The organism is Pseudomonas arsenicoxydans, assembly GCF_900103875.1.
GTDB classification, from domain to species: domain Bacteria; phylum Pseudomonadota; class Gammaproteobacteria; order Pseudomonadales; family Pseudomonadaceae; genus Aquipseudomonas; species Aquipseudomonas arsenicoxydans.
Map to the genome: position 1 here is coordinate 3413421 of NZ_LT629705.1, position 26953 is coordinate 3440373.

At 57.9% G+C, this 26953-nt stretch carries 29 protein-coding genes, 1 tRNA gene and 2 pseudogenes; 20 read left to right on the plus strand and 12 right to left on the minus strand.

All coding sequences use genetic code 11. From position 1 onward, the window contains the following. Nucleotides 1-13 precede the first annotated feature (13 nt). The 4 genes from BLQ41_RS15910 to BLQ41_RS15925 are packed head-to-tail and all read left to right on the plus strand — an operon-like array spanning nucleotide 14 to nucleotide 5588. Nucleotides 14-2845, plus strand: coding sequence for a xanthine dehydrogenase family protein molybdopterin-binding subunit (locus BLQ41_RS15910; protein ID WP_090182317.1), 2832 nt, complete (start codon nucleotides 14-16; stop codon nucleotides 2843-2845). After that, a complete protein-coding gene (locus tag BLQ41_RS15915) occupies nucleotides 2838-3377 on the plus strand; it encodes a (2Fe-2S)-binding protein (protein ID WP_090182319.1) in 540 nt (179 codons plus the stop codon). Before BLQ41_RS15910 ends, BLQ41_RS15915 begins: the two co-directional genes overlap by 8 nt. A 2-nt stretch (nucleotides 3378-3379) precedes the next feature. Then, entirely contained in the window at nucleotides 3380-4615 is a 1236-nt protein-coding gene (locus BLQ41_RS15920) for a c-type cytochrome (RefSeq protein WP_090182320.1), read from the plus strand. Between the two features lies 1 nt (nucleotide 4616). Beyond that, a complete protein-coding gene (locus BLQ41_RS15925) occupies nucleotides 4617-5588 on the plus strand; it encodes an XdhC family protein (protein WP_090182322.1) in 972 nt (323 codons plus the stop codon). Between the two features lie 51 nt (nucleotides 5589-5639). Here BLQ41_RS15925 and BLQ41_RS15930 read toward each other — a convergent pair whose 3' ends face one another. Then, the gene (locus BLQ41_RS15930) at nucleotides 5640-6923 is read right to left on the minus strand and encodes an NAD(P)/FAD-dependent oxidoreductase (protein ID WP_090182323.1); all 1284 of its coding nucleotides are present in this window, start codon (nucleotides 6921-6923) and stop codon (nucleotides 5640-5642) included. A gap of 183 nt (nucleotides 6924-7106) precedes the next feature. On the opposite strand from BLQ41_RS15930, the gene BLQ41_RS15935 reads away from it, so the two are divergent. From BLQ41_RS15935 to BLQ41_RS30885, 3 genes and pseudogenes are all read left to right on the plus strand, one after another. Then, nucleotides 7107-7183: transfer RNA gene (locus BLQ41_RS15935), tRNA-Val, on the plus strand. 121 nt (nucleotides 7184-7304) lie between these two features. Beyond that, nucleotides 7305-8558, plus strand: a pseudogene (locus BLQ41_RS15940) (IS3 family transposase). Between the two features lie 46 nt (nucleotides 8559-8604). After that, nucleotides 8605-8853, plus strand: a complete 249-nt coding sequence (locus tag BLQ41_RS30885; RefSeq protein ID WP_090182325.1) for a hypothetical protein — start codon at nucleotides 8605-8607, stop codon at nucleotides 8851-8853. Between the two features lie 177 nt (nucleotides 8854-9030). Here the strand turns inward: BLQ41_RS30885 and BLQ41_RS15950 are convergent, their stop codons facing one another. The 6 genes and pseudogenes from BLQ41_RS15950 to BLQ41_RS31545 all read right to left on the minus strand — a co-directional run. Continuing rightward, nucleotides 9031-9705: a polysaccharide lyase family 7 protein gene (locus BLQ41_RS15950; RefSeq protein ID WP_090182327.1), complete on the minus strand. Its 675-nt coding sequence runs from the start codon at nucleotides 9703-9705 to the stop codon at nucleotides 9031-9033. Nucleotides 9706-10139: 434 nt separating this feature from the next. Further along, nucleotides 10140-10385: a hypothetical protein gene (locus tag BLQ41_RS15955; RefSeq protein ID WP_090182329.1), complete on the minus strand. Its 246-nt coding sequence runs from the start codon at nucleotides 10383-10385 to the stop codon at nucleotides 10140-10142. Nucleotides 10386-10434: 49 nt separating this feature from the next. Beyond that, nucleotides 10435-10641, minus strand: a complete 207-nt coding sequence (locus tag BLQ41_RS15960) for a hypothetical protein (protein WP_090182331.1) — start codon at nucleotides 10639-10641, stop codon at nucleotides 10435-10437. Nucleotides 10642-10682: 41 nt separating this feature from the next. Continuing rightward, on the minus strand, nucleotides 10683-11453 hold the full coding sequence (locus BLQ41_RS15965) for a S24 family peptidase (protein ID WP_231997026.1): 771 nt from the start codon (nucleotides 11451-11453) through the stop codon (nucleotides 10683-10685). A gap of 182 nt (nucleotides 11454-11635) precedes the next feature. After that, nucleotides 11636-12727, minus strand: a complete 1092-nt coding sequence (locus BLQ41_RS15970) for a methyl-accepting chemotaxis protein (RefSeq protein ID WP_456239012.1) — start codon at nucleotides 12725-12727, stop codon at nucleotides 11636-11638. Nucleotides 12728-12934: 207 nt separating this feature from the next. Further along, nucleotides 12935-13201 (minus strand): annotated as a pseudogene (locus BLQ41_RS31545) (PAS domain-containing protein); the annotation flags it as partial. 268 nt (nucleotides 13202-13469) lie between these two features. Here BLQ41_RS31545 and BLQ41_RS15975 point away from each other — a divergent pair. Both BLQ41_RS15975 and BLQ41_RS15980 read left to right on the plus strand, forming a co-directional pair. Further along, nucleotides 13470-13664: a hypothetical protein gene (locus BLQ41_RS15975; RefSeq protein ID WP_090182335.1), complete on the plus strand. Its 195-nt coding sequence runs from the start codon at nucleotides 13470-13472 to the stop codon at nucleotides 13662-13664. A gap of 387 nt (nucleotides 13665-14051) precedes the next feature. Next, nucleotides 14052-14507: a DUF2214 family protein gene (locus BLQ41_RS15980; protein ID WP_090182336.1), complete on the plus strand. Its 456-nt coding sequence runs from the start codon at nucleotides 14052-14054 to the stop codon at nucleotides 14505-14507. Between the two features lie 193 nt (nucleotides 14508-14700). Here the strand turns inward: BLQ41_RS15980 and csrA are convergent, their stop codons facing one another. Continuing rightward, nucleotides 14701-14895 carry a carbon storage regulator CsrA gene (csrA, locus tag BLQ41_RS15985; protein WP_007938114.1) on the minus strand — a complete coding sequence of 65 codons (195 nt, stop codon included), beginning with the start codon at nucleotides 14893-14895 and terminating at the stop codon, nucleotides 14701-14703. 250 nt (nucleotides 14896-15145) lie between these two features. Between csrA and BLQ41_RS15990 the strand changes: the two genes are divergently transcribed. Continuing rightward, nucleotides 15146-15511: a penicillin-binding protein activator LpoB gene (locus BLQ41_RS15990; protein WP_090182338.1), complete on the plus strand. Its 366-nt coding sequence runs from the start codon at nucleotides 15146-15148 to the stop codon at nucleotides 15509-15511. A gap of 76 nt (nucleotides 15512-15587) precedes the next feature. Here BLQ41_RS15990 and BLQ41_RS15995 read toward each other — a convergent pair whose 3' ends face one another. The 3 genes from BLQ41_RS15995 to BLQ41_RS16005 all read right to left on the minus strand — a co-directional run bounded on the left by BLQ41_RS15995 (nucleotide 15588) and on the right by BLQ41_RS16005 (nucleotide 17830). Further along, on the minus strand, nucleotides 15588-16277 hold the full coding sequence (locus BLQ41_RS15995) for an endonuclease (protein ID WP_090182340.1): 690 nt from the start codon (nucleotides 16275-16277) through the stop codon (nucleotides 15588-15590). A 4-nt stretch (nucleotides 16278-16281) separates the two neighbouring features. Then, nucleotides 16282-16572: a DUF1654 domain-containing protein gene (locus BLQ41_RS16000; RefSeq protein ID WP_090182342.1), complete on the minus strand. Its 291-nt coding sequence runs from the start codon at nucleotides 16570-16572 to the stop codon at nucleotides 16282-16284. Nucleotides 16573-16741: 169 nt separating this feature from the next. Beyond that, the gene (locus tag BLQ41_RS16005; protein ID WP_090182344.1) at nucleotides 16742-17830 is read right to left on the minus strand and encodes an asparaginase; all 1089 of its coding nucleotides are present in this window, start codon (nucleotides 17828-17830) and stop codon (nucleotides 16742-16744) included. Nucleotides 17831-18179: 349 nt separating this feature from the next. Here BLQ41_RS16005 and BLQ41_RS16010 point away from each other — a divergent pair, with 349 nt between their 5' ends. The 8 genes from BLQ41_RS16010 (at nucleotide 18180) to BLQ41_RS16045 (ending at nucleotide 25781) form a co-directional block, all read left to right on the plus strand. Beyond that, a complete protein-coding gene (locus BLQ41_RS16010) occupies nucleotides 18180-18617 on the plus strand; it encodes a hypothetical protein (protein WP_090182346.1) in 438 nt (145 codons plus the stop codon). 187 nt (nucleotides 18618-18804) lie between these two features. Beyond that, nucleotides 18805-19761, plus strand: a complete 957-nt coding sequence (locus BLQ41_RS16015; protein ID WP_090182348.1) for a sugar ABC transporter substrate-binding protein — start codon at nucleotides 18805-18807, stop codon at nucleotides 19759-19761. A 55-nt stretch (nucleotides 19762-19816) separates the two neighbouring features. Then, a complete protein-coding gene (locus tag BLQ41_RS16020; RefSeq protein WP_090182350.1) occupies nucleotides 19817-21370 on the plus strand; it encodes a sugar ABC transporter ATP-binding protein in 1554 nt (517 codons plus the stop codon). Beyond that, nucleotides 21367-22344 (plus strand): ABC transporter permease, encoded by a 978-nt coding sequence (locus BLQ41_RS16025; RefSeq protein ID WP_090182352.1) that lies wholly within the window; start codon nucleotides 21367-21369, stop codon nucleotides 22342-22344. Before BLQ41_RS16020 ends, BLQ41_RS16025 begins: the two co-directional genes overlap by 4 nt. Nucleotides 22345-22347: 3 nt before the next feature. Continuing rightward, nucleotides 22348-23367, plus strand: a complete 1020-nt coding sequence (locus BLQ41_RS16030) for a LacI family DNA-binding transcriptional regulator (protein ID WP_090182354.1) — start codon at nucleotides 22348-22350, stop codon at nucleotides 23365-23367. A gap of 22 nt (nucleotides 23368-23389) precedes the next feature. Beyond that, nucleotides 23390-24307 carry a ribokinase gene (gene rbsK / locus BLQ41_RS16035; protein ID WP_090182355.1) on the plus strand — a complete coding sequence of 306 codons (918 nt, stop codon included), beginning with the start codon at nucleotides 23390-23392 and terminating at the stop codon, nucleotides 24305-24307. Then, the gene (gene rbsD, locus BLQ41_RS16040) at nucleotides 24304-24708 is read left to right on the plus strand and encodes a D-ribose pyranase (RefSeq protein WP_090182357.1); all 405 of its coding nucleotides are present in this window, start codon (nucleotides 24304-24306) and stop codon (nucleotides 24706-24708) included. Before rbsK ends, rbsD begins: the two co-directional genes overlap by 4 nt. A gap of 44 nt (nucleotides 24709-24752) precedes the next feature. Then, a complete protein-coding gene (locus BLQ41_RS16045; RefSeq protein ID WP_090182358.1) occupies nucleotides 24753-25781 on the plus strand; it encodes a nucleoside hydrolase in 1029 nt (342 codons plus the stop codon). Between the two features lie 32 nt (nucleotides 25782-25813). On the opposite strand, the gene BLQ41_RS16050 is transcribed toward BLQ41_RS16045, so the two are convergent. Then, on the minus strand, nucleotides 25814-26026 hold the full coding sequence (locus tag BLQ41_RS16050; RefSeq protein WP_090182360.1) for a hypothetical protein: 213 nt from the start codon (nucleotides 26024-26026) through the stop codon (nucleotides 25814-25816). A 132-nt stretch (nucleotides 26027-26158) separates the two neighbouring features. Here BLQ41_RS16050 and BLQ41_RS16055 point away from each other — a divergent pair, with 132 nt between their 5' ends. Together BLQ41_RS16055 and BLQ41_RS16060 are read left to right on the plus strand one after the other, a co-directional pair. Next, nucleotides 26159-26464, plus strand: coding sequence for a hypothetical protein (locus tag BLQ41_RS16055; RefSeq protein WP_090182361.1), 306 nt, complete (start codon nucleotides 26159-26161; stop codon nucleotides 26462-26464). Between the two features lie 167 nt (nucleotides 26465-26631). Next, nucleotides 26632-26952 carry an I78 family peptidase inhibitor gene (locus BLQ41_RS16060; RefSeq protein ID WP_090182363.1) on the plus strand — a complete coding sequence of 107 codons (321 nt, stop codon included), beginning with the start codon at nucleotides 26632-26634 and terminating at the stop codon, nucleotides 26950-26952. Nucleotide 26953 lies beyond the last annotated feature (1 nt).

Here is a 26953-nt window from a genome sequence, read left to right on the forward strand (position 1 = left end):
CAGAGGATGATCCATGTCCAACCGTGATATATCCCGGCGCTCGTTCCTGCAGGGCGGGCTGGTGGCGGGTGTGAGCGTCACGCTCACGCCGCTCAGCAGTCAGGCGCTGGCGGCCTTGATGGAAAACAGCGTGACCGTGCCGTCCGAGCAATGGCTCGGCCACAACGGCAAGGCGCGCTCGCGTAACGATGCCTTGTCCAAGGTCTGCGGCAGCAAGGTCTTTGCCCGCGACATCCGCGCCAAGGACATGCCGGGCTGGCCCGAGCAGCAAGGCCACGCCATGCTGCTGAAAATCACCAAGGCCGACCGCATTTACGCCGGTTACGACCTGTCGTGGCTCGGTGCCGATTTGCAGCCTGACCGCGTCGTCACCGCCGCAGACCTGGACAAGGACGGCATCGTCTTCCCGGAAGAGCACGCGCCTGATCCGCTGCTGCCGGAAGGCAAGGTGCCGATGTTCATCGGACATCCCGTGGCGATCCTGATCTGGAACGACTTCGAGCGCTTCCGCCAGGCCAAGGCCAAACTCAAATTCAATGACAAAGCGATTCGTTACGGTGCTCAGGTGCCGTTCTACGAAGGCGATCCCTACGGCAGCTTCCGCTACGTGCGCGTCGGCGGTGCGACCTCGGCGGACGAAGATGAGTTCGCCAGCCTCAAGGATTCGATACTGTTCCCGATGCTGAAAAACCGCCGTCCGGTGTGGAATTCCCAACCGAACCTGCACGGCAACCTGACCGAGCGCGGTTTGTTCTACGCCGACCGCATGAAGCAGCAAATCGACACCCCGCCAGACAATTGGCTGGTGTTCGACGAGCGCTACAAAACCCCTTCGATCGAACCTGCTGCGATGGAGCCGGACAACGGCAACGGCTGGTACGACCCGGCGACCAAGACCCTGCATTTCGTGGTGGCAACTCAGTGCCCACTGGAAGCCGCGACGGAAACCGCGAAGATGATCGCGCCGTCCCGCTTCGGCCTGGCCAACCTGAACATGCACCCCGGTTACACCGTGGGTTACGGTTCCAAAGACCACAACATTTTCGTTTATTACGCGGCATTGGCGGCGTTGTACGGTGCCGGTGTTCCCGTGCGCCTGGCCAACGATCGCTACGAGCAATTCCAGAGCGGCATCAAGCGTCACCCGTTCGACATCCGCTACCAATTGGCCGTGGACAAGACCGATCACAGCTTCAAGATTTTCCGCGCCGAGATGAGTGTCGACGGCGGTGGACGCATCAACTACAGCCCATCGGTGGCGGCGGTTGGCGCCACGGCAGCGCAGTCGATCTACTACATGCCGCAGAACGATCTGCAGGTCACGGCTTATCACTCTCGCGCCGTTGAAGCCGGGTCGATGCGCGGTTACGGCACCCTGCAAAGCATGGCGTCCACCGAGATGATGGTCGATGAAATTGCCGATCGCCTCGGCATCGACGCCATCGACCTGCGCAAGAAAAACGCCATGGTCTCGGGCATGAAAAACACCCAGGGCGCGGTGCCGGCGGGTGCCCTGCGTCTGCACGAGATTCTCGACAAGGCCGCCGTTCACGAAGTCTGGAAGAACCGCGACGCGATCAAGAAACAACGCGAAGCCCAAGACCCGGACAACTGGTACGGCGTCGGTTTCGCCATTTGCCAGAAAGACTTCGGCACCGGTTCCGAAGCACCGATGGCCAGCATTGAATTCAATGCTGAAGGCCGCATTCACCTGCGTCACATCGGCATTGAAATCGGCACCGGCATGTCCACGTCGCAAGCGATGGTGGTGGCGGATTTCCTTGGCAGCCCGGCGCACGAAGTGAAGACCGGCGAGACCGAATGGAAAGAGTTGCAGCTAATCACCGGCGGCAACCCGTACATCATGAGCCAGGCCGAGCAGGACAGCGTGCTGCGCAATCCGCGCTGGGTCGGCAAGTTGGCTTCCGCTTCGTCGGCGACCAACTCCGCGTACTACTTCAGCCACGCCACCCGTGAAGCGGCGCGCGTGCTGTTCAACCACGGCTTGTGGCCGGCGGCGTTGCAGATCTGGGGCCAGGGCCCTTATGGCGGTCAAGCCAACCCGTATGTGGTACGTCGCGAAGACGCGCATTGGGTCGACGGCAAACTCACCGCCAACGGCATGCAGCCGCTGAGCTTTGAACAGTTGGCCAAGCACGCTCATGAGAAAGGCCTGGTCACTGGCGCGACCGTGCACGGTTTCAACCGCTGGAGCTGGGCCGAGGCCGAGTTCAGCATCGACGGCGTGCGTGAGCGCCTGCCGCTGGATGGCCTGGCAGTCAAGTACGGCGACGGCGCGCCAAGCGTGAAAAAGGCGCAGATGAACAGCGCCGGTTTCCATCTGCTGGATCGGCAGAACGTCCATTACCCGGACACCCAGTTGAACAACGCGGCCGTGACTTACTACAGCCCGGTGGCAACGCTGGTGGAATTGAAAGTGAACAAGGGCTCGGCCGAAGTCCAGGTGCTCAACCATCACTCGTGGGTCGAGTGTGGTCGGGTGCTGGTGGAAGAGTTGGTGAAAGGTCAGATCGAAGGCGGCACCGCCATGGGCATCGGCCATGCGTTGCTCGAAGAGATGCCGCTGTACGAAGGCGGGCCGGGGGAGGGTGACTGGAACTTCAACCGTTACCGTCTGCCGATGGCGCGCCACGTCGCAGTCTGGAAGCAGACGGCCGAGATACTGCCGCCGCTGTCGCCGAGCGATCCATCCAAGGGCATTGCCGAAGTGGTGATGATCCCGGTGGTCGGCGCCATCGGTAACGCCGTGGCCCACGCCATCGGCAAACGGGTCCGCGACCTGCCTATCACTTCCGCACGCATCAAGGAGGCCCTCAATGGCTAACCGTCCGCTTCAACTGACCCTCAACGGTCAATCCGTCGGCCCGGTGGACATCCCTGATGACCTGCCGATGATCGATTACCTGCACGAATACAAAAACCTCACCGGCTCCCGCCTGGGCTGTGGCCAGGGCATCTGCCACGCCTGTGTGGTGATCGTCGACAACCCGGACGGCACCAGCGAAGAAGTGCGTACCTGCATCACCGGCGCGCATTATTTCGAAGGCAAAAAAGTGCGGACCATCGAAGGCCATGCAAAGCGCGACGAGCAGGGCAAGGTCACTGAACTGAACCCGATCCAACAGCGTTTCGTCGATGAGTTCGCCTTCCAGTGCAGCTACTGCGCGCCGGGTTTCGTCAACGCAGCGACCGTGCTGGTGGAAAAACTGCAGCGTCAGCCGATCGTCAAAAGCCAGCTGGAGCAAGTCATCGAGGACAGCCTCGGTCACCACGTCTGCCGCTGCACCGGCTACGTGCGTTACTACAGCGCGACGCGCAACGTGCTCACCGATCTCGGCCTGGTCAAGGAGGGTTAAGCATGAAGCCTCTACTTTCCCGCCTGGCGTTGGCGGTTGGCCTGGTGGCCCCGGTGTTGTTGGCGCACGCGGATGATCAGGTGAAACGCGGCGAATACCTCGCCCGCGCCGCCGACTGCATGGCTTGCCACACCGCGCCGGGTGGCGCGCCGTTTGCGGGCGGTCTGCCGATCGTTTCGCCGTTCGGGACGATCTACGGCACCAACATCACCCCGAGCAAAGAGCACGGCATCGGCCTCTACAGCGATGACGAATTTTTCGCCGCACTCACCGAAGGCAAGCGTCGTGACGGCGCGAACCTGTACCCGGCGATGCCCTACACCTCGTATCACCTGATGCCGCGTGGAGACTCCGATGCGATTCACGCGTACCTGAAAACCGTCGAGCCGATTGAACGCGCAGCGCCGGTCACGAGCCTGAGCTTCCCGTTCAACGTGCGTCTGGGCCTGATGGGCTGGAACATGCTCTACGGCAAGGACGTGAAACTGGCGTCCACCGAAGGCAATAGCGATGCCTTCAAACGCGGCCAATACCTGGTCGACGTGCTCGGTCACTGCGGCGAATGCCACACGCCGCGCGGCTTGCCGGGCGCGATGCAGCAGGACAAACGCATGACCGGCGGCCTGCTCAACGGTTACCTGGCGCCGAGTCTGCTGGCCAATGACCTGGCCGCTCGCGGCTGGAATCATCAGGACCTGAGGTCGTTCCTCAAGCACGGCATGAGCGCCCAAGGCACGATGTTCAACGAGATGTTCCCGGTGTTCCACAACAGCACCCAAGGCCTCAACGATCCGGACCTGGCGGCGATGGCGACGTTCCTGTTGGGCGATCAGCCGCCGGCAGCGAAAGTGCTGACTGACGTACCGATGGACAAACTGAGCGCCAGTGCCCAACGCGGTCGTCAGGAATACTTGAACGTCTGCGCCGGTTGCCATGCACCGGACGGTGAGGGCAAGCCGCACATCGCGGTGGCCATGCGCGGCAACACCACGTTGCGCCTGGAAGATCCGCGCAACCTGGTGCGGGTCATTGACGACGGGATCGGTGAGCAGAAGTTTGCCGGGTTCGAACGCATGCAACCGATGCCGGGATTTGCCGACAAGCTCAGCCACGAGCAACTCACTGATCTGCTGAACTACCTGCGTCAGGGGTTGGGTGGTCAGTCGGCTGATCTGGCGGTAAACGACGTGCAGAAGCTGCGGGCCGATGCACCGCCGCTCGAGCATAAGGCGCACTGACATGCAGCATCTCGATCTGCAGGTGGTACGACGGGCGCTGGAATGGTCGATGGCCGGCCAGCGCATCTGGCTGTGCACGGTACTCGCCACTTACGGCTCGGCACCGCGCGCGCCGGGCTCGATGCTGGCGGTGAACACGGATGGACAGTGGATCGGCTCGCTGTCCGGCGGCTGCGTCGAGGAAGACTTCCTCGAGCGCGTCGCCGAGGGGGCGTTTGTTGAAGCCGTCAGCGTGGTTCGTTACGGCGAAGGTGACGACCCGCGTTCTCGCGTGAGTCTGCCCTGCGGCGGCGTCCTCGATGTGCTGGTGGAGATGCTTGAGCCTGATTGCGAGGTGCAGGCGCATCTGCGGCAACTGGAGTCAGCGTTGTTGGGCCAGCGCCGGCTGATCCGTGAAGTCGATCTGGCCAGCGGGGCGCGCAGTCTGTTGGATGACCGCGAGCAGGGTGTGCGCATCGAGCGTGAAATCGACCGGATTCGTGTGCGGATTGGCGCGGCGCAACGGTTGCTGTTGGCGGGGTATTCCAGCGTCGCTCAGGCGTGTGCGCAGTTCGCGGTAGGTCTGGGGTTCGAGGTGATTCTCTGTGATCCGCGCGATGAAGTGCTGGAAGGCGTGGTGCTGGAAAACGTCGAGATTCGTCGCCAGCTGCCATCTGTGTTCATTGCGGACGGCGGCTGCCATAGCGACACGGCGGTGGTAGCGTTGACGCACGATCCACGCATCGACGATTTGGCGATGATGGAAGCCGTGCGCACCGAGGCGTTTTATATCGGTGTGATGGGCTCGATGCAAACCTCGCAAAAGCGCTTCGAGCGGCTGCGCAGGATTGGTGGTTTGGGAGAGGCCGATCTGGCGAGGATTCATGCGCCAATCGGGTTGAACCTTGGCAGCAAGACTCCGGCCGAAATCGCCTTGGCCGTACTGGCTGACATCCTGCGAATCCGCAGCGGCATCGCGCGGGATCGACTGTAGGCACTCATTTCCAATGTGGGAGCGAGCTCCCACAAAGGATTTCAGTATCGCTTAATACCCGAACTTGTCCCGCAAACCGTAATACCAAGCGCCCAACGCGGCAAATGGTGTGCGCAGCAATTGCCCGCCCGGAAACGGGTAGTGCGGCAGATCCGCAAACGCATCAAAACGCTCAGCCTGACCTCGCAATGCCTCGGCCAACACCTTGCCCGCCAGGTGCGTGTACGTCACGCCGTGGCCGCTGCAGCCCTGGGAATAGTAGATGTTGTCACCCAAACGTCCGACCTGAGGAAGGCGCGACAAGGTCAGCAGGAAGTTTCCGGTCCAGGCGTAATCAATCTTCACGTCCTTGAGTTGCGGAAAAGCCTTGAGCATCTTCGGTCGAATGATGGCTTCGATGTTCGCCGGATCCCGCGCGCCGTAGACAACACCGCCGCCGAAGACCAGACGCTTGTCGCCGGTCAGGCGGTAGTAATCGAGCAGGTAATTGCAGTCTTCGACGCAGTAGTCCTGGGGCAGCAGGCTCTTGGCCAATGCATCACCCAACGGCTCCGTGGTGATCACCTGGGTTCCGCACGGCATCGATTTGGCGGCCAGTTCGGGCACCAGATTGCCGAGGTAAGCGTTACCGGCCACGATGATGAACTTGGCCCTGACCTTGCCCTCGGGCGTATGCACTACAGGGTTCGCGCCGCGCTCGATGCGAATCGCCGGCGATTGCTCATAAATAGTGCCGCCGAGCGACTCGACCGCCGCCGCTTCGCCCAAAGCCAGATTAAGCGGATGAATGTGCCCGCCGCTCATGTCGAGCATGCCGCCGACGTATTGATCGCAGCCGACCACTTCACGAATACGCTTTTGATCCAGCAACTCAAGCTGCGTATGACCAAAACGTTCCCATAGGCGTTTCTGCGATTCCAGATGGCCCATCTGTTTGGCGGTGATGGCGGCAAACACACCACCGTCCTTCAGGTCGCACTGGATATTATATTTGGCGACCCGCTCACGAATGATCCGCCCGCCCTCGAATGCCATCTGTCCCAGCAATTGAGCCTGCTTGGGCCCGACACTGCGTTCGATCACATCAATGTCACGGCTGTAGCTGTTAACGATCTGCCCACCGTTGCGACCCGAAGCGCCAAAACCCACCTTGGCGGCTTCCAGCACCGTCACTTTAAAACCGTTCTCCAGCAGAAACAGGGCAGAGGACAGGCCGGTGTAACCGGCACCGATCACACAGACATCAGTCTCTACATCACCCTGCAAGGCCGGGCGCGGCGGAGCCGCATTGGCCGATGCGGCGTAATAGGACTCTGGGTAGGGGGTGTTCGCCATCCTGGTGCCTCTGTTTAATATATTTTACGAGTGCATCGATCCTACCCGAGTTAAAAATCGACCGCCAGCCACCGGAAAATCTTCTTTACCACCGCGAAATTAAATATTTTGCATATTCATAGGGTTAGCTCGAAAAAAGGTGTTGACACCCCTCCGGAATTCCGTAGAATGCCGCCTCACAGCAGGCACGTAGCTCAGTTGGTTAGAGCACCACCTTGACATGGTGGGGGTCGTTGGTTCGAGTCCAATCGCGCCTACCAAACAAAATCCGCTCTGCTGGGCGGTCTAGAAGGGCTCACCGAAAGGTGGGCCCTTTTTTGTTGTCTGTGTCCCGTCCTGAATAAGGTTTACACCTTCTGATCTGTTTTTCAGGAGGACGTAATGGAATCCGCAAAAAGGCGTAGTCAGCGAGACTACACGCTGACCTTTAAATTGTCGGTCGTCGACCAGGTCGAAAAAGGCGAGCTGAGTTATAAAGAGGCTCAGGAGCGCTACGGGATTCAAGGCAAAACGACCGTTCTGACATGGTTACGCAAGCACGGTCGTCAAGATTGGAGCCCCGGCACCTACATTGGCTCGCCGAGGATGGGGTCTATGCCCGACAAAAACCGACCATTAACGCCAGAGCAGCGCATCAAAGAGCTTGAAGAGCAGTTGGCGCTGTCCAATCAGAAAGCGCAGTTTTTCGAGGCCGTCGTGGACGTCTTGAAAAATGACTACGGTCTCTCTGTCGTAAAAAAGCGTCCCGGCAAGTCCTCGCGCAAAAACGAATCCAAAACCTGAGCATCAGCAGGGCTTGCCAGTTCATGGGGATAAGCCGACAGGCTTACTACAAACGCAATCGCGCCGATGCTGCTCGTCTGATTCTGGATCAGAAAGTTGCCGATTTCGTTCAGCAAAAGCGCCTGCGGCAGCCGCGGTTGGGCACTAGAAAGCTGCATTACCTGCTGCAATGTCAGCCGCTGCTTGAGCTGCAAGTAGGGCGAGATCGCCTGTTTTCGATTCTGCGCGAACGGCGTTTATTGGTAGCGCGAAAGCGGGCGTATCACAAGACAACCGACAGTCATCATCGCTTTCGACGCCATCCGAACCTGCTCAAACCGGGGCCTGAACAGGTTGTTCCCAGCGGCCCGGAACAGGTTTGGGTGGCTGACATCACCTATCTGCCCACTCAGGAAGGCGTGGCCTATCTGAGCCTTGTGACGGATGCTTTTTCGCGAAAGATCGTGGGCTATCACGTCCATGAAAGCCTGCACACCGAGTCGGTCGCGCAAGCGCTGCGCCGGGCGGTGAAGCACCGTCGAACGGAGCAGCCACTGGTTCATCACTCGGACAGAGGCAGCCAGTATTGCTCGGGAATGTACCAGGAACTGCACGCGAAACACGGCATCAGGTGTTCGATGACGGACGGCTATGACTGCTACCAAAATGCCTTGGCAGAGCGGGTCAACGGGATATTGAAGACGGAGCTTTTGCTCCAGCGACCACAGGATTTAACGCAGGCGAAGAAGATGGTGAGCGAGTCGGTATCGATCTACAACCGCGAGCGTCCGCACCTGTCGTTGAAATACAAAACGCCCGAGGCGATGCATCGGGCGTTAGGGTGAAACAGGTGTAAACCTATTTCAGGACTAGACAGACTCACGGTCCTATCGCCGACCTTTGCATTTTGGACGTTCAAATGAAGCGTGCAGTAATAATGTTCCTGGCCATCTCAGGCTCTCTTCTGTTGGGAGGCTGTGGGCCTCACTGGGATGACGGAGAAAGGTACGGTCGTGATCGTGGCTATGATCATGGTCGTGAATACGACCGTGGTTATGACCGAGACGAGGACGATGATCGGGGGCGTGAGCGCAGATATGAGCGTCGCGATGATGATCAGGGGTATGACCGCAATCACCGTCGCGATCGTGACGATAGAGACGACTAGTCAGCGCTGATTTCTCTTCCGGAGTTCCCTTCGGTCAGCTTCCCGCTACGCCTCGCTACAAAAGCTAATTTGTGAAATTCCCAGGTCCGCCAGTGGCGACGGCCTGGGTTTGCTGCGGCCCTGATTCCAAGTCAGGCGTGTGGTGTTGGTTAATCGCCATCGCACGCAACGGCGAAGTCAGGCATGAGTGATGGACAGGTCACTGATGATGCAGATCGAGCCGTCTTCCGGGTCGGTACTTTCGGAATAGTCAATCTGGTTGTAGACGCCGCCGTGGAAGGCGAGCGTTTTCGTGTCCCAGGTATTGTCGAGACGCATGATTGCGGAAGTGGATTTGACGCCGTTACAGCTCGCTGAGACTGAAACGGCGCCGCTCGAGTTGGCGTGAATGCTGATATTGAAAAGTGCGCCGAGTGGCACGTTCTCCAGCACTGTCGAGTTGACCGGATCGTCTTGCAGATAGCTCGACCGGAACCCCATGATGATTTTGCCTTTGTTCCAGAACACCTTTACAGGTGGTCGTTCTGAATCCTTCACGTGAATCTGGGCGATCACAACCTTCTGCAGCGAGTTGACCTTGGTCAGTCGCATCTCCTGACGGTTCCAATGATCTGCGGCGCTGGAGAACAGCCAATAACCGGGTTCCTTCCATTCGCAGCGGGTGCGCTTCGTGCTCTTGCTGGAAGCGCCGAGTGTTGGCGCTGTCATCTGCAGCGAGCCATCGGGCAGCATCGAGACGATGTCCGGGCATTCGATCAGTGCGCGCCAGCCGATGATCTCAAGCGCTATCGGGTTGGTATCGGAAATCGGGAGCGGGGTAGCAATAGTGAAGTTGGTGATGTCTACAGTCATGGTTTGTGCCTCATTCCGTTGATGTTGCCTTGCTCGTTTGAGCCTCTCGTTTGATGCAGGCCTACATCCCGCTGCCCACTCGTTGAATGGGCAGAGGTGATGCTTTCTAGCGGCCCGCTTCTGGCGTCAGTTACTGGGCCATCTAAAATTATTCTTCCAGTTGCGGTCCGTGCTTCGTGTGTAAGTGCGGGTCAGTGCTGCGTTGGCTTTAGGTAAACTTACCATCTATTAATTATGCGTCAATGCATAATGGTAAATATAAAGGTAAATAAAATGCTGGTGTTGGTAAACATCTGATCCCATTGGTTTTTCTAAGACGAAAAAAAGCCCGCGGTTGGCGGGCTTCGTTGGTCAGTATTAATGGCTACGCTAGATCGGCGTGTGAGCAGGTTTTTCATCTGTAAGCGTGGCAGGGCACTTCACTTGTGCGCTCGTTATGTCCGCACAGTCCTTCCAGCCTTAACTTCATCCGCATGCAGGCGAATCTTTTCTTTCTGAGCCTCCAATAATGCGCAGATCCTCATAAGCGCCAGGGATTCATCGCGGGATTTGTTGCCGCTGGCCATGTTGGTCAGCTCAACCACTGCCCAACCGATGACGGCGGTAGCATCTTCAAGATCGTAAAACAGCTCCTGCTGAGCTGTTCGGGGGCCGTCGAGCCCTTGCATCAGATCTGCCATTTATTGTCCGTCCGCGAGCATTTGGTCTTCACTGGGTTCATGGCAGCATTCAATGAAGAGTCACAACCCTGCGACTCTCCCCGATCCTGATCCGATCCAGCGCCCGGTTAAGCGCATCCAGAGCATCGAGAAGGGCTTTCGCTTCAGCTTCCCGTCCATCTGCCCAAAGGCGTTCTGCCATTTTGTTCAGGGCCTGGATGGAGCGCTCAATTTCAGCGGCAGTCACTGCTTTGCTTTCCTGCTTTATTTTCGGCATTTAGTAACCCTTCTGCAGGGCATTAGTCTGTCTTTCAATGGTTAGCGTGAGTACATCGCCCACCAGAACACGTGCCCAAGAATCCCAATTTGCTGCTCCTGGATCTGGGCAAAGGAATAATCCTCGTCCGGGTGTTCGTCACGGTTGAAGCTACGCAGACGGATGCCAATGGGCAGGCGGTAAACCTGTTTGACGCGAAGCTGGCCGTTATGGCTGATCGCATACATATCGCCGTCGATGATGGCGCCGAGCGAGTTTTTACCGACGTCGATACCCACGGTCGCGCCTTCACGCAGCACGGGCAACATACTGTTGCCCCTGACAACCACGCATTTCGCATTGCTGAACTGCACGTTGTTGTGGCGAAGGTCTTTCTTGAAGAAGCGAAGGCGAGAAGTGATGCTTTCTTCGATCGCGAATCGGCCTGAGCCCGCTGCCAATTCCACTTCCTGAAGGAAGGGGACGTAGACCTCGTCATTATCGAGCGGGGTTTCGTCGTCCCATATCTCGATGTCTGACATTGCGACTCTGGGCGGAATGCGCGGTGTCGCTGCGCTTGAGATTGCGGCCGATTTGAGGTCGTCTTCACTCAATGGTCGATCCAGAGATCCAGGCTCAAGCCCGCACTTCAATTCGAAGTCGCGCGCCATCTTTTCCCCGATATTTCTGAGGTGCTCAGCCTTATCGGTGAACAGCCTTGAGATATAGGACGGCTGCTTGTCCACCTTGGCGGCGAAATCAGCGTCTTTTCCACCGAAATCGCGATCGATGATTTGGCGTACCCGGGCTCTGCGAATGTCTTTGATTTCCATCTTCCAATTAAAACCTTTATTTCCCTCAAGGGAAATTGCCTTTACTTGGTAAACATTCGAAATCCAATGATTCTTACCGGGAACCCGCCAACGACCTGTGGATTCAGCTTCGCCAGGTGCACGCATCAATGCGCAGAAACCGTGGCAGGCCCGAAGATACGGACCAGCCACAGCTGATGGGGTTATCGATTAAAGCGTTCGACCAGCGAGTATTGGGTTGTCGCGGTCAACGTTAGCTCCTTGCTGAGTTCGGCAGAATGCCTGGCTTGCTCAGACGTCTGATCTGCAAGGCTGGCGATGGTGGTGATGTTGCGGCTGATTTCCTCTGCGACGGCGGTTTGCTCTTCGGTTGCCGCTGCAATCTGGGTTGTCATGTCAGTGATGTTGGCAACGGCTTCACTGATGCCAACCAGCGCTTTGTCTGCTTCCAGCACCCAGGTTACCCCCTCTTCAGCCTGGCGATGGCCGCTTTCCATCGTCTTCACGGCATTGTTGGAAGAGATTTGTAGTTTGGAGATCAGGCTATGGATCTGAGCCGTGGACTCAGTTGTGCGTTGTGCCAGTTGGCGCACTTCGTCCGCGACTACCGCGAAGCCGCGGCCCATATCTCCAGCACGTGCCGCTTCGATAGCGGCATTGAGGGCTAACAAATTGGTTTGATCGGCAATGCCTTTGATGACATCGACAACCGTCCCGATTTCGTTGCTGTCTTTGGCTAGCTGGGCAACGGTTTGTCCTGTTTCACCGACCACTGCGGAGAGACGCTGTATGGCTTCGCGGGTGTCCCGGGCAACGTCGCGACCGCGGCTCGTCAGCACGTTGGCCTCTTGAGTTGCATCGGCTGTGCGCTGGACGTGGCTTGCAACCTCTTGGGTGGTTGCCGCCATCTGATTGACGGCGGCCGATACCTGCTCGGTTTCGATTCGCTGGCGATCAAGTCCGCGCGAACTGTCGCTGGCGAGAGCATCGGATCTCCCGGCCAGCCCGGTCAGTTGCTCTGCGGTGTCTTGCAGGCGCGTCAGGCAAGTCTTGAGGCGTGATGCCTGACTGACGAAAGCCGTTTCAAGTCGCCCGTGGTGACCTCGCTTGTCGCTATACATTTGTGCAATCAGTTGGTCGGAAGTGGAAGCCTCTGCCATGTCCAACAAGTCCTGGGCGCCACGCTTTTGCCGGTGCGAAACCATCAGCGCTATTGGCACCGATACGCCGACTGCGACTGCTATCGCCACAGGAGTGCTGAGGAAAATACTGCCCAAAGCGCCCACAAGGCCCATCGTCAAAAACGGCAGCCAGTCCATCAGGGCGGGTTGCCACTTATCACTGCCGGGAATGGCGGACTTGCCCAGGCTAATTCGTTTGTAGAGCGCTTCGGCGCGGCGGATCTGCTCAATGCCTGGTTTTACTCTGACCGATTCATAACCAACAATCTGGCTGCCTTCAAAAATGGGCGTGACGTAGGCGTTAACCCAGTAGTGATCACCATTCCTGGAGCGATTCTTGACGATACCCATCCAGGGTTTGCCTTGCTTGAGAGCGGCCCACATATGCGCAAAAATTGCGGAGGGTACATCCGGGTGACGAACGATGTTTTGAGGGGCGCCTATCAGATCAACTTTGTTGAAGCCGCTGATTTCCACGAAGGCATCATTGCAATAAGTAATGACCCCTCGCGAGTCCGTTGTCGAGATGAGTTTCTGTTGAGATCCAAGGCTGACCTCACGCTGTGTAACGGGTTGATTGTTTCTCATCTGTATTGCTCCTATGCCCTAAGCTAGAGGCATCGGCACGAATCTGCAAAAGGTTAGCGAGTCCTTCTAAATGAACCTGTCCCGCGTCGGAAAGTGTAGGAATGGCCGTGCTGCTACTCCATCTTCCCTGAGTCATTTCGCTAATGACCAATCAGGCAACCCAGGCTTGTGGACCGCCAGTCCTGGGCGTGCTGATTGTCCGCGGCGCTCAGGTTGATCGCAATTCGGGCGTAAGATAGCGGTGCTACCTCATCAAAAGGAGCCGCATATGATCGCCAATCAGATGAACAAACAAGCCTCTGATAACCGAATGGTTTGGGATCAATACTTCTGCGCTGCGTTGATTGCGGAAAGCAATCTGACGGCACCGGTTGTCGGGGCAGTTACTCATGACGACAGGCAAAACCTGTTGATTGAAAGGGCAAAAGCGCTCGCCGACAAGATGATGGAAAACCGAAGATGATCAGGGCCCAGCCAACGCGCTGGGCTCTGCGCATCGGACTATTAGAATGACTGGTACGCTGCTGTCGCAGATAGGGGGAGCCCAAAGAACCATAAAAATCATGTGGATATTTAATAGGTTACGGTTCTTTTTAACTGAATAGTGATCAAAACATATTGTTACAAGTGAAATGGTCGGGTATTATCGCCCTGCGTTCACCACCACGGTTTATGCATTTTTGAGTCCCAAGCGTCCATCAGCTGCTTGGGCTTTTTTTTGCCTGAAATTTGGCAAGCGCTGTCATCGAACTCACTCCTTCGAATCATCATTCATGAGAATCAGGCGAGCCGCGGGTTTCTGGGCTACTACTGACTGGCCAAACTCAAACGCTGTCTGATGGAGGTCTCGATGCTGGTTCATTGGTCGCTTGCGGCAATTCACTTGCTGGCTTTTGCCATCGGGTTCTGGGCGGTGCTCACGCGGGGGACTGCATTCAGGCGCCTGGCGGCTGGGGCGGGGGAGGCGCGCAGTGTTTTGATGGCCGACAATCTGTGGGGCATCTCTGCCGTCGTTCTACTGATTAGCGGTGGGATGCGGGCCTTCGGCGGGTATGAAAAAGGCACTGATTACTATCTTCATCAGCCCCTGTTCCATCTCAAGATGACGTTTTTCGTCGTTATCTTGCTGCTGGAAATCGCGCCGATGATCGCGCTTATCAAATGGAGAGTTGCCCTGAGTCGGGGTGCGACGATCGATATCGGCCGTGCGAAGCTGTTCGCCCGTATCAGTCATGTTGAAGCGCTGCTGGTGTTGCTGATGGTGGTGGCAGCTACAGGCATGGCGCGCGGCGTGGCGTTGGGTTGACCAAGTCCGATCAGGTTCTTCCTCGGGATTAATCCGAAACGTCTGACAGTCAGGACCCTGGCCTGTCGGTAGTATCGGCTGCAGGTTCTACACCGAAAGAGGGCAAGCGAATGACAGATGGCGAGGCGACGCTTGAATCTTTAGCCAGCCGTGGTTCGAGGGTGAACGGGCTGGCTACTGACTGCAACAGGATTCAGGGAGTTTGTGGCTTGTCTGGAGCGGTCAGGCCAGCCTGAATGCGTTGGTAGATTTCTTCGCGATGCACTGCGACGTCTTTCGGCGCGTTGATGCCGATGCGGACTTGCTGGCCGCTCACGCCCAGAATGGTGATGGTGATGTCGTCACCGATGTTTATGCTTTCACCGACTTTGCGGGTGAGTATCAGCATGGTCTTCTCCTTGATTGCTTTGTAGGGCACCTGATTCGAACAGTGCAGAGGTCGGTGTTATGTATAGATTAGTGCTAAGTCTCACGGTTTGGGTGCCTCTTTCTGACGCGCAGATGCTGCATTAATTCCCAAGGCGTAACTATACAGAGGCCGTCACCATCATTCTCGTTGTTTTGAGCCCATTTTGCGGCACTCGGGAAGTATTCATGAATGTTAAAATCGCCGCTTTCGGCATTCAGAGGGAACCGTTGTGCGCAAAATGGTCTTGGTAATCGCAGTATTGGCGTTGGCTGGATGCGGCGAGGGTAAGGGTGTTGATGCTCAAAAGCCGAAACCGGCACTGGTTTCCGCACCTGCGGCGGCAATCGGGCCGCAATGGGATCTCGAGGTGCGAGGCGAAACGACTCAGGCTGTCAGCGACCTGAGCGGCTGGTTGATCGAGCACAGCTTTGTTTCCAATGTCGTGGTGGAAAACGGCAAGGCGCGCATCCTGGTCGGGCCATTCAATTCCAAAGCCGAGGCCGAGGCCAAGCAGGCAGAAGTGGCAGCAGCGCTTACCCGGGCAAAGAAACAGAACGTTGAACTGTTGGTCCTTGAGCGTCCCGCGGCCCAATAATAAATTTCTTCAATGATGGATAGAAACGAAAAGGCCTTGGGTATTAAACCCGAGGCCTTTTCGTTTCAGCGACTGATCAGCCGCAGGCTTTCAGGTTCACGGGTCCGACAAACTCGTTGCCCCGACCCATCACGCACGCCACGCTCTGGTTACGCTGGCGTTCCCAGGCTTCGACCGGGTAGGTCTTGTTCCAGGCGTCGTACAGTTGGCGATCCTGTTTCGACAGGCGCAAACCGTACTGTTTGCTCATGTAGAAATAGGTCCGGGCGATCATGCCGCGAATGGAAGGGCGGGGCATGACCTTCTTCGCCTTGAAGTCGACCTGGGTCAGACAAGAGCCATATTGACCCGATTGCACGGGCAGCCAGCCAAAACTGAAGTTGCTGCGATCACCGTTTACCTCACCGATGCTCGGCACCAGATTGTGCAGATCGGCCTCGGCCTTTTGATAGGTGGGATCGTAGCGTGTGCAGTTCTTGCGTCCGCCCTCCTGCCAGCACTGACGCTGATGACCAATCTGCCAGGCGGGAACAATGTGCTCCCACTCAATGCGCGCCGCGCGCTTGGCGTTCTTGCGCGGCACATACCCACAGGCCGCCAGGTTGACTTTGTTGCCGGTGTATTTGCAGCCGCAATAAAACTCGGTGGATTGCGGCGCGTATAGCTTCCAGGCGACCTTCTTGGCTTCGCTGAAGGTGCGTGGCGCGCCAGCCTGGGCGCCGAGAGTGATGAACAGAAACAGCAAAGCAAAACAGCGGACACTCATTGACTCAATCTTCCTTCGGCACTACCCAGAAAATCTGCACACCACCGTCGTCGCGATAGGCGAGGGTGACGTTATCGTTCTCGTCGATTTCCTCGAGCAATTGTTCCCACTCATCCACGGGTTCGTCCGGCAACCGGAAGATCAGCGCGGCTTTGGCTTTCTGAGCAGTTGGGGAATTGATGATTTTCTGAACGCGCAGGCCCATGCGGGCGTAGGCGTCAGGAGAGGCAGAGGTAGTGGCCACGGAATTATCCTTATTAAGCTGTACGTGCATACAGTATTTAACTGTAGGCATTTTCGCAACTGCTTAAAATTCAAGAAATTCCTCTGACAGCGGTTTTTACCGTTTGATGTAGGACAAAGGGAGTTTTTCAGGAGGAAGGAAGAGGCGGGTATGAACCCCTTGCCAATGCTGGCAAGGGGTGAAGAAAGTGCCCGACCGGAACCGGTCGGGCGAGGGCGAATCAGTATTCCCAGAACATCCGTTGCAGCTCTTTGCTGTCGTTGGTCTTGGTCAGCGCGACCATCGCCAGGATGCGGGCTTTTTGCGGGTTCAGGTCATGCGCCACGACCCAGTCGTATTTGTCGTCAGGCTGTTCGGCGTTACGCAGTACGAAACCGCCGGCGTTGACGTGGGACGAGCGAATGATTTGAACGCCGTCCTTGCGCAGGGCTTGCAGGGCTGGAACCACACGCGAGGACACCGAGCCATTGCCGGTGCCGGCGTGGATGATCGCTTTGGCGCCTGACTGGGCGAGCGCTTTGTAGGCCGTATCGCTGACGTTGCCGTAGGAATAGGCGATTTCTACGTCAGGCAGGCTCTTGATGGTTTTGATGTCGAATTCCGAATCCATGGTGTGACGCTTGGCTGGCAGGCGGAACCAGTAGGATTTGCCTTCAACCACCATGCCGAGTGGGCCCCAGGCACTTTTGAATGCCTCGGTCTTGATGTTGATCATTTTGCTGACATCGCGACCCGACTGGATCTCATCATTCATGGTCACCAGGACGCCTTTGCCGCGCGCTTCTTTGCTGCTGGCGACGGCGACCGCGTTGTACAGGTTCAGCATCCCGTCCGCCGACATCGCGGTGCCCGGACGCATCGAGCCCACCACGATGATCGGCTTGTCGGTTTTTTCCACCAGGTTCAGGAAGTAGGCGGTTTCTTCCAGAGTGTCGGTGCCGTGGGTGATCACGATGCCATCGACGTCCTTGCTGTCAGCCAGTTCAGCCACACGACGACCCAATTGCAGCAGGTTATCGTTGGTGATGCTTTCAGAGGCGATCTGCATGACCTGTTCGCCACGCACATTGGCCAGTTGGCTGAGCTCGGGAACCCCGGCGATCAACTGATCGATACCGACTTTCGCTGCCTGGTAGGTCGCGCTGTTGGCCGCGCTCGCACCGGCTCCGGCGATGGTGCCGCCAGTGGCGAGGATCACCACGTTGGCCAGTTTCTGTTGAGTTTCGACTTCTTTTGCCTGAAGAGCGGTAGGCAGCAGGAGCAAGAGGGCCAAGGCGCCCGGAATAAAAGTGTTGAACGCAGATTTCATTATTTTCTCTCTAGTAGTGACACGGTGCTGATGCAGGTTCATCTAGATGCGCCCCCATGCAGATCTGAACGCCGGGGGTGCAGGAGAGGAGCAGGATCTGTACCAGCCCTACGTTGAATGAGAAAAACTTTTAACTCTTTGATTTATATAGATATTAATCCTATGGATTACAAGCGTTAAACGTTGCGGTGTCCGGGATTCCGAATAAGTTGAGGATTCCCGTTCGGCTCTCCGAAAAGGCCTACGACCGCTGGCGAGCAAGTCGCCTTGCCAGATGATAAATCCGTGCTAAAGAAACCGGCGCAAAAGCCGATGGCACTTCAAGGGATTTTTCTTTTCGGGAGTTCACATGTCTTTATCTGTCGGTTTTCCAAATCCAAGCACAGTCACCATCGGTGGCAAGACCTCGGCGACGATCAATGCCTTGAACGACACAGCAGCCGACACCGCGACTGCGCTGACAGATAAGGATAAAAACCAGGTAAGAACCGGTGGTGCTGCACCGGAAAAAAGCCCATCAGAAAGCAAAAGCACCCAAAGTATTGCGGTGCGGGTGTTGCTCAAGCGCATGCAGGAACTGCAGAAGCAGTTGCGTGAACAGCAGCAGCAATTGGCGGCGGCTCAGGCCGCGTCTTATCCAACCCCGGAAGCCAAGGCCACAGCGGTCATGTCGATCCAGGGGCAGATAGCCGATACCAACGGTGCCCTGGCACAGGTGGCGGGCAGTCTGGTGAAAGAACTGGCCAAAGAATCCAGCGCCGGCGCCTTGGTCAGCACGACGGCTTAAGGTCTGGGTCGGTTAATCGCCGGACAAGACCTCTACAGGTCGTTGACAAATCAAAGCAGGGTTCGCATAGTTCGGTCTACGCAAACGTTTGCGCGCCGTTATCGTTGGTTTGATCCATCGGTGGACGTACGGCAATCTACGCCAGCGCAAGCGTTGCTCACAATAATCATAAGATCGGAGTGAACCCATGAAGCTGCCATTCGCTGGACGTCTTCTTGCTGTCGCTATGCTGGCTGCCGCATCCGCCGCGCTGCCTGTCTCATCGGCCTTCGCCGAGACACCCGAAAAACCCAAAGTCGCCCTGGTCATGAAATCCCTGGCCAATGAATTCTTCCTGACCATGGAAGACGGCGCCAAGGCTTATCAGAAAGACCACTCCGGCGATTTCGAGCTGATTTCCAACGGCATCAAAGACGAAACCGACACCGCCGGCCAGACGCGCATCGTCGAGCAAATGATCCTGGCCAAGGTTAACGCGCTGGTCATCGCTCCGGCCGACTCCAAGGCCATGGTGCCGGTGATCAAGAAAGCCATCGATGCCGGTATCACCGTGATCAACATCGATAACCAGCTGGACCCGGCCGTGGTCAAAAGCAAAAACATCAATGTACCGTTCGTAGGGCCGGATAACCGCAAAGGTGCGCGTCTGGTCGGCGAATACCTGGCCAAGCAGCTGAAGGCCGGGGACGAAGTCGGCATCATCGAGGGCGTGTCCACGACCACCAATGCCCAGGCCCGTACCGCAGGCTTCAAGGATGCGATGGAAGCGGCGCAGATCAAGATCGTCTCCGTGCAATCCGGTGACTGGGAAATCGACAAGGGCAACAAGGTTGCCGCCTCGATCCTCAGCGAATACCCCGAGGTCAAAGCGTTGCTGGCCGGCAACGACAGCATGGCCGTCGGCGCCGTTTCCGCCGTGCGTGCAGCAGGCAAGGCTGGCAAGGTGCAAGTGGTCGGTTACGACAACATCAACGCCATCAAGCCGATGCTCAAGGATGGTCGCGTACTGGCTACCGCTGACCAGTTTGCCGCCAAGCAAGCCGTGTTCGGTATCGAGACTGCGCTGAAAATCATCAAGGGCGAGAAGGTCGACAGCGGCACCAATGGCGTGATCGAAACGCCGGTGGAACTGGTCACCAAATAATCCTTCTTGCAACACGAGGGTGCTCGCCCGTCGGGGCGAGCACATGGAGATTTTTATGTCAGTTTGCGCCCCGAACGCTGTCCTCTCGGTGAGCGGTATCGGCAAGACCTACGCCCAGCCCGTGCTGACCGGCATCGACCTGACGCTGATGCGCGGTGAAGTGCTGGCGTTGACCGGTGAGAACGGCGCCGGTAAAAGCACGCTGTCGAAAATCATTGGCGGACTGGTCACGCCGACCACCGGCCACATGCAATTCCAGGGGCAGGATTACCGCCCCGGCAGCCGCTCCCAGGCCGAAGACCTGGGCATCCGGATGGTCATGCAAGAACTCAATCTGTTGCCGACTCTGTCGGTGGCGGAAAACCTGTTTCTGGATAATTTGCCCAGCAGCGGCGGCTGGATCAGTCGCAAGCAACTGCGCAAGGCGGCGATCGAGGCCATGGCCCAAGTCGGGCTCGACGCGATCGACCCGGACACTCTGGTCGGCGAACTCGGCATCGGCCACCAGCAAATGGTTGAGATCGCCCGCAACCTGATCGGCGATTGCCATGTATTGATTCTCGACGAACCGACCGCGATGCTCACCGCTCGCGAAGTCGAAATGCTGTTCGAGCAAATCACGCGTCTGCAAGCCCGTGGCGTCTCGATTATCTATATCTCCCACCGCCTCGAAGAACTGGCACGGGTCGCCCAGCGCATTGCGGTTTTGCGCGACGGCAACCTGGTGTGCGTCGAGCCGATGGCCAATTACAACAGCGAGCAACTGGTTACGTTGATGGTGGGCCGTGAACTCGGCGAACACATTGACCTGGGGCCGCGCAAGATTGGCGCTCCAGCCTTGACGGTCAAGGGCCTGACCCGCTCCGACAAGGTTCGCGATGTGTCCTTTGAGGTGCGTGCCGGCGAGATCTACGGGATTTCCGGATTGATCGGGGCAGGGCGCACCGAGTTGCTGCGTCTGATCTTCGGTGCGGACACGGCGGACAGTGGCACCGTCGCCCTGGGTTCGCCGCCTCAAGTGGTGAGCATCCGTTCACCGGCCGATGCGGTCGGTCACGGCATCGCCCTGATCACCGAGGACCGTAAAGGCGAAGGCCTGCTGCTGACCCAATCGATCAGCGCCAACATTGCGTTGGGTAATATGCCGGAGATTTCCAGCGGCGGTCTCGTCAACAACACTGCCGAGATGTCCCTGGCCCAGCGTCAGATCGACGCCATGCGCATTCGCAGTTCGAGCCCGACTCAGCTGGTGTCCGAGTTGTCGGGCGGCAACCAGCAGAAGGTCGTGATTGGCCGCTGGCTGGAGCGCGACTGTTCGGTGATGTTGTTCGATGAGCCGACCCGTGGCATCGATGTCGGCGCCAAGTTCGATATCTATGCACTGCTCGGTGAGCTGACGCGGCAGGGCAAAGCGCTGGTGGTGGTGTCCAGCGACCTGCGCGAATTGATGTTGATTTGCGATCGGATTGGCGTGTTGTCGGCCGGGCGCCTGATCGACACCTTTGAGCGCGACAGCTGGACCCAGGATGATTTGCTTGCCGCCGCGTTCGCCGGCTACCAAAAACGTGATGCGTTGCTCAATGAAGCAGCGCCTAGGGATCTTCCATGAAAACTGCATCTTCTGCCGGCAAACGTAGTGGCAATTTCTACGGCCTGGGCACCTATCTGGGCCTGGCCGGTGCCTTGCTGGCGATGGTTGCGCTGTTCTCGGTATTGAGCAGCCATTTTCTGTCTTACGACACATTCAGCACCCTCGCCAACCAGATTCCCGATTTGATGGTGCTGGCGGTCGGCATGACCTTCGTGCTGATCATCGGTGGCATCGACCTGTCAGTCGGCTCGGTACTGGCGCTCGCGGCGTCGACGGTCAGCGTGGCGATTCTCGGCTGGGGCTGGAGTGTTTTGCCGGCGGCGATACTCGGAATGGCGGTTGCGGCACTGGCCGGGACCATCACCGGTTCGATCACCGTGGCATGGCGGATTCCGTCGTTCATCGTGTCCCTCGGCGTGCTGGAAATGGCCCGAGGCGTGGCGTACCAGATGACCGGTTCGCGCACCGCTTATATCGGTGATGCGTTTGCGTGGTTGTCCAACCCCATCGCGTTCGGCATCTCGCCGTCGTTCATCATCGCCTTGCTGATTATCATCATTGCCCAGGCGGTGTTGACCCGTACGGTGTTCGGTCGCTACCTGATCGGCATCGGCACCAACGAAGAAGCCGTGCGTCTGGCAGGGATCAATCCAAAGCCCTACAAGATTCTGGTGTTCAGTCTGATGGGGCTGTTGGCCGGGATTGCTGCACTGTTCCAGATTTCCCGATTGGAAGCGGCGGATCCGAATGCCGGCTCCGGGCTGGAGCTTCAGGTGATCGCTGCCGTAGTGATCGGTGGCACCAGTTTGATGGGCGGACGTGGTTCGGTCATCAGCACATTCTTCGGGGTCCTGATTATTTCCGTGTTGGCGGCGGGGCTGGCGCAGATCGGCGCAACCGAGCCCACCAAACGCATTATCACTGGCGCGGTGATCGTGGTGGCGGTGGTGCTGGATACGTATCGCAGTCAGCGCGCAAGTCGGCGGACCTGAGTCATGGCAACGATAAAAGATGTGGCGGCACTCGCGGGGATTTCCTACACAACGGTTTCCCATGTGGTGAACAAGACCCGGCCGGTCAGCGAAGAAGTGCGGATCAAAGTCGAGGCGGCGATCAAGACCCTGGACTACGTGCCAAGCGCCGTGGCCCGTTCGTTAAAAGCCAAGACCACTGCGACTATCGGTTTGCTGGTGCCCAATAGCCTCAACCCGTACTTCGCCGAGCTGGCGCGTGGCATCGAGGATTACTGTGAGCGAAATGGCTACTGCGTGATCCTCTGCAACTCCGACGACAATCCGGACAAACAACGCAGCTACTTGCGCGTGTTGTTGGAGAAGCGCATCGACGGTTTGATCGTGGCATCCGCCGGCGGCGATGCTGGACTGGCTGAAGGCCTCGCCGGTGTGCGTACGCCGATGGTCATCGTCGACCGTGGGCTGGAAGGCGTGAATGCCGATCTGGTGCGCATCGACCACGAATACGGCGCTTATCTGGCCACCCGTCATCTGCTGGAACTAGGCCATCGGGATATCGCCACTATCGGCGGCCCGGCGGGGACCAGCGTGGCGCAGATGCGTCTGGCCGGTTATTGCCGTGCCTTGAAAGAGGCGGGCGTCGAAGTGCATCGCGAGCGCATGCTGGAAAGTGACTTCACCAGTACAGGCGGTTACAACGCCGCTGCGATTCTGCTGGAAAAGAATCCGCCCAGCGCGATCTTCGCCGGCAACGACATGATTGGCATCGGTGTGCTGCGAGCGGCTGCCGAGCGCAATGTGCGTGTGCCGACCGAACTGTCGGTGATCGGCTTCGACGATATCCAGATGAGTCGTTATGTCTACCCGGCGCTGACTACCGTGGGGCAGTCGATCCTGCAGCTCGGTGAAATGGCGGCAGAAGTGCTGTTAAGACGAATTGCATCACCCGACATGGCCACCGATCAACGGATCGTGACCCCCAGTATTGTCCTGCGAGAATCGACTGCACCGCTCGCCGGTGTGTTCGACGAATACCGCTGAAACCGAATTTGACGAGTGACGTATGCCAGCAAAAGTAGTGGTAATAGGCAGCCTGAACATGGACTTGGTGACCCGGGCTCCACGGTTGCCTCGTGGCGGTGAAACGCTGATCGGCGAGTCATTTGCCACAGTGTCCGGCGGCAAGGGCGCAAACCAGGCCGTCGCCGCGGCGCGGCTTGGGGCGCAGGTGTCGATGGTCGGTTGTGTCGGCAGCGATGCCTATGGCGAAGAGCTGCACGGCGCGTTGTTGGCCGAGCAGATCGATTGCCAGGCGGTCAGTACTGTAGAAGGCGCCAGTGGCGTGGCCTTGATCGTGGTCGATGACAACAGCCAGAACGCGATCGTGATTGTTGCCGGTGCGAACGGAGCGCTGACGCCTCAGGTAATCGACCGGTTCGATGCGGTGTTGCAGGCGGCGGATGTGATCATTTGTCAGCTGGAAGTGCCGGATGCCACGGTGGGTTACGCCCTCAAGCGCGGCCGTACGCTCGGCAAAACCGTAATTCTCAACCCTGCACCGGCCAGTCGACCACTGCCGGCGGACTGGTATGCGTCCATCGATTACCTGATTCCCAACGAAAGCGAAGCCTCGGCCCTGAGCGGTGTGCCGGTGGACTCAATGCAGTCCGCCGAAACGGCTGCGAGCGCATTGATTGCCTTGGGTGCCAGCAAAGTCATTATCACCCTTGGCGCTCAAGGTTCGCTGTTCGCCAACGGCACAGGCTTTGAACATTTTCCTGCGCGGCAGGTGAAGGCGGTCGATACCACCGCTGCCGGTGACACGTTCGTCGGAGGCTTCGCCGCCGCTCTGGCGTCCGGCAAAAGCGAAGCCGAGGCAATCCGTTTTGGCCAGGTTGCTGCTGCGCTGTCAGTCACCCGCGCCGGTGCACAACCCTCGATTCCCACTTTGTCCGAAGTACAGGCGTTCAAAACACCATGAAAAAAACACCATTACTCAACATCGCGCTGTCCCGGTTGATCGCCTCCCTTGGCCACGGTGACATGGTCGTGATCGGCGATGCCGGCCTGCCTGTACCGCCGGGTGTTGAGCTGATCGATCTGGCCCTGACTCAGGGAGTTCCCGATTTCGTCAGCACCTTGAAGGTCGTGCTCAGTGAAATGCAGGTTGAACGGCATGTGTTGGCCCAGGAAATCCTGGACAAGCAACCGCCCGCCTTGAGCGCGCTGGATGAGCTGAACGCCAAAGGCGCGCTGGGCCAGCGTGAGCTGCTCAGCCATGACCAGTTCAAAGTCCTCAGCCGTCAGGCGCGGGCGATTGTCCGGACCGGCGAATGTGCACCGTACTGCAACATCGTGCTGGTCTCGGGAGTGACCTTCTAACGCGCCTTACCGACATTCGTTTCCCCACGCACAAGGAGTGCGATATGCACCGCTATGCTCAGAAACTGCACCACCTGCTCCGGAGTCTGCTGCTTTTGTCCCTGATTACTGCAACGAGCGCCCAGGCGGCGGAAAAGATCGACTTGATCATCGACACCGATCCCGGCGCGGACGACGTAGTCGCGTTGCTGTTTGCGCTGGCATCGCCGCAAGAGTTGAACATTCTTGCGCTGACCACCGTCGCCGGCAACGTGCGTCTGGACAAGACTTCACGAAATGCACGACTGGCTCGCGAGTGGGCAGGGCGTGAAGAGGTGCCGGTCTATGCCGGTGCGCCGAAACCATTGATGCGCACACCGATTTACGCGGAGAACATCCACGGCAAGGAAGGCTTGTCGGGCGTCACCGTGCACGAGCCGAAGAAAGGCCTGGCCGAAGGCAATGCGGTCAATTACCTGATCGATACCTTGAAAGCCGCCAAGCCCCACAGCATCACCATCGCCATGCTGGGTCCACAGACCAACCTGGCCCTGGCGCTGATCCAGGAACCTGAAATCGTTCAGGGCATCAAGGAAGTGGTGATCATGGGTGGCGCGCACTTCAATGGTGGCAACATCACGCCCGTGGCCGAGTTCAACCTGTTCGCCGACCCGCAGGCTGCAGAAGTGGTGCTCAAAAGCGGCGTGAAGCTGACGTATCTGCCACTGGACGTGACCCACAAGATCCTCACCAGTGAAGCGCGTTTGAAGCAAATCGCCGCGCTCAATAACAATGCCAGCAAGCTGGTCGGCGATATTCTCAACGAGTATGTCAAAGGCGACATGGAGCACTACGGTATTCCGGGTGGCCCGGTGCATGACGCGACTGTCATTGCCTACCTGCTCAAGCCTGAGTTGTTCACCGGTCGCTCGGTCAATGTGGTAGTTGATAGCCGCGAAGGACCAACCTTTGGTCAAACCATCGTTGACTGGTATGACGGCCTGAAAGCGCCGAAGAATGCCTTTTGGGTTGAAAGTGGCGATGCCCAGGGCTTCTTCGATCTGCTGACCCAGCGTCTGGCTCGTCTGAAGTAAGCAATGACCCGCAGGTGCCAGCCTGCGGGGTTTTATTTTCTCTCGGTTTCCACGGAGCCATTCAGGTCAGCAGGATATTTCTCGAAAACTTGCTTGATGAATGACTGGGCGGATTCGGCTCCCAGTGCCTTGACCAGCAGATCGATACCAATGATTGCCAACTCTTCCGGGCTGCCCGGACTGTAAGAGCTGTGGCCCTGTGGCCACTTGACGGTGATGTTGGCGTCGATGCTTACGGTGGTCATGATTGCGCTCGAGAAGTCGGGAAAGTCTGAATGTCGAGTTAACCATTTTGCGCGAGATTTGGCACTCCGACTTAGGCATGAGGGTAGGGCTATGCGACACTTGGTCTTTGACCGATTTTCAAGGACCGCGCTGTGCAGATCGATTTGAACACCCCTGACGGCTTGACGCTTGAGGCGGTGCGCCAGCTGCTGGCCGCTGCCAGTGATGACGAACATACGCAACTGCGTGTGACCAAGGACGGGATTGCCTACATTTCATCCGGCGTTGTGGGTGGCACCGATATTAACGGCCTACTGTTTCGCCTGGAGACCTGGGCCAAGGGGTCCGGTTATGTAGGGCTGGTCGCGGCGAGCGACGAGGTCTGGGTCATGCAGATCTTCAACGCTCTGAAGGAAAACTGGCCGAACCCACCGTTCGACTACATTGACGTCTATTGAGTGCGGTTCATATTCAGTCACGATTGAGTGATGAACGACAGAGCGCTGCTCAGGCAAACTCAACGCTTGTGCGGGTCAATGGCTGGGCGATGGTGCTCACCTTGAAACCAAACGCCAGATTGGCGGTCGCAAGATCTCAGCTTAATTATTGGAAAAAAGGAGGCTTCATGCCTTGGAAGCTCGCGTCATTGGGTACTTTGTTCGCCGTCACGCTGCTGGCTGGTTGCAGCAGTTCGACTTCGCAGTCTGCGACAGACCCTGTTACGACGACTGACACTGGCCACAGCCGTTGTGAGGCCAAGGCGGCAGAGTTCGCCATCGGCAAAGCGGCGTCCCCCGCACTGCTGGAACAGGCGCGTACCCGCGCTGGTGCACAGAATGCACGGTTCCTGGCGCCGAACGATATGGTGACCTTGGAATACCGCTCTGATCGCCTGAATCTCAATACCGATGCCAACCGGGTGGTGACACGCATCAACTGCGGCTGAT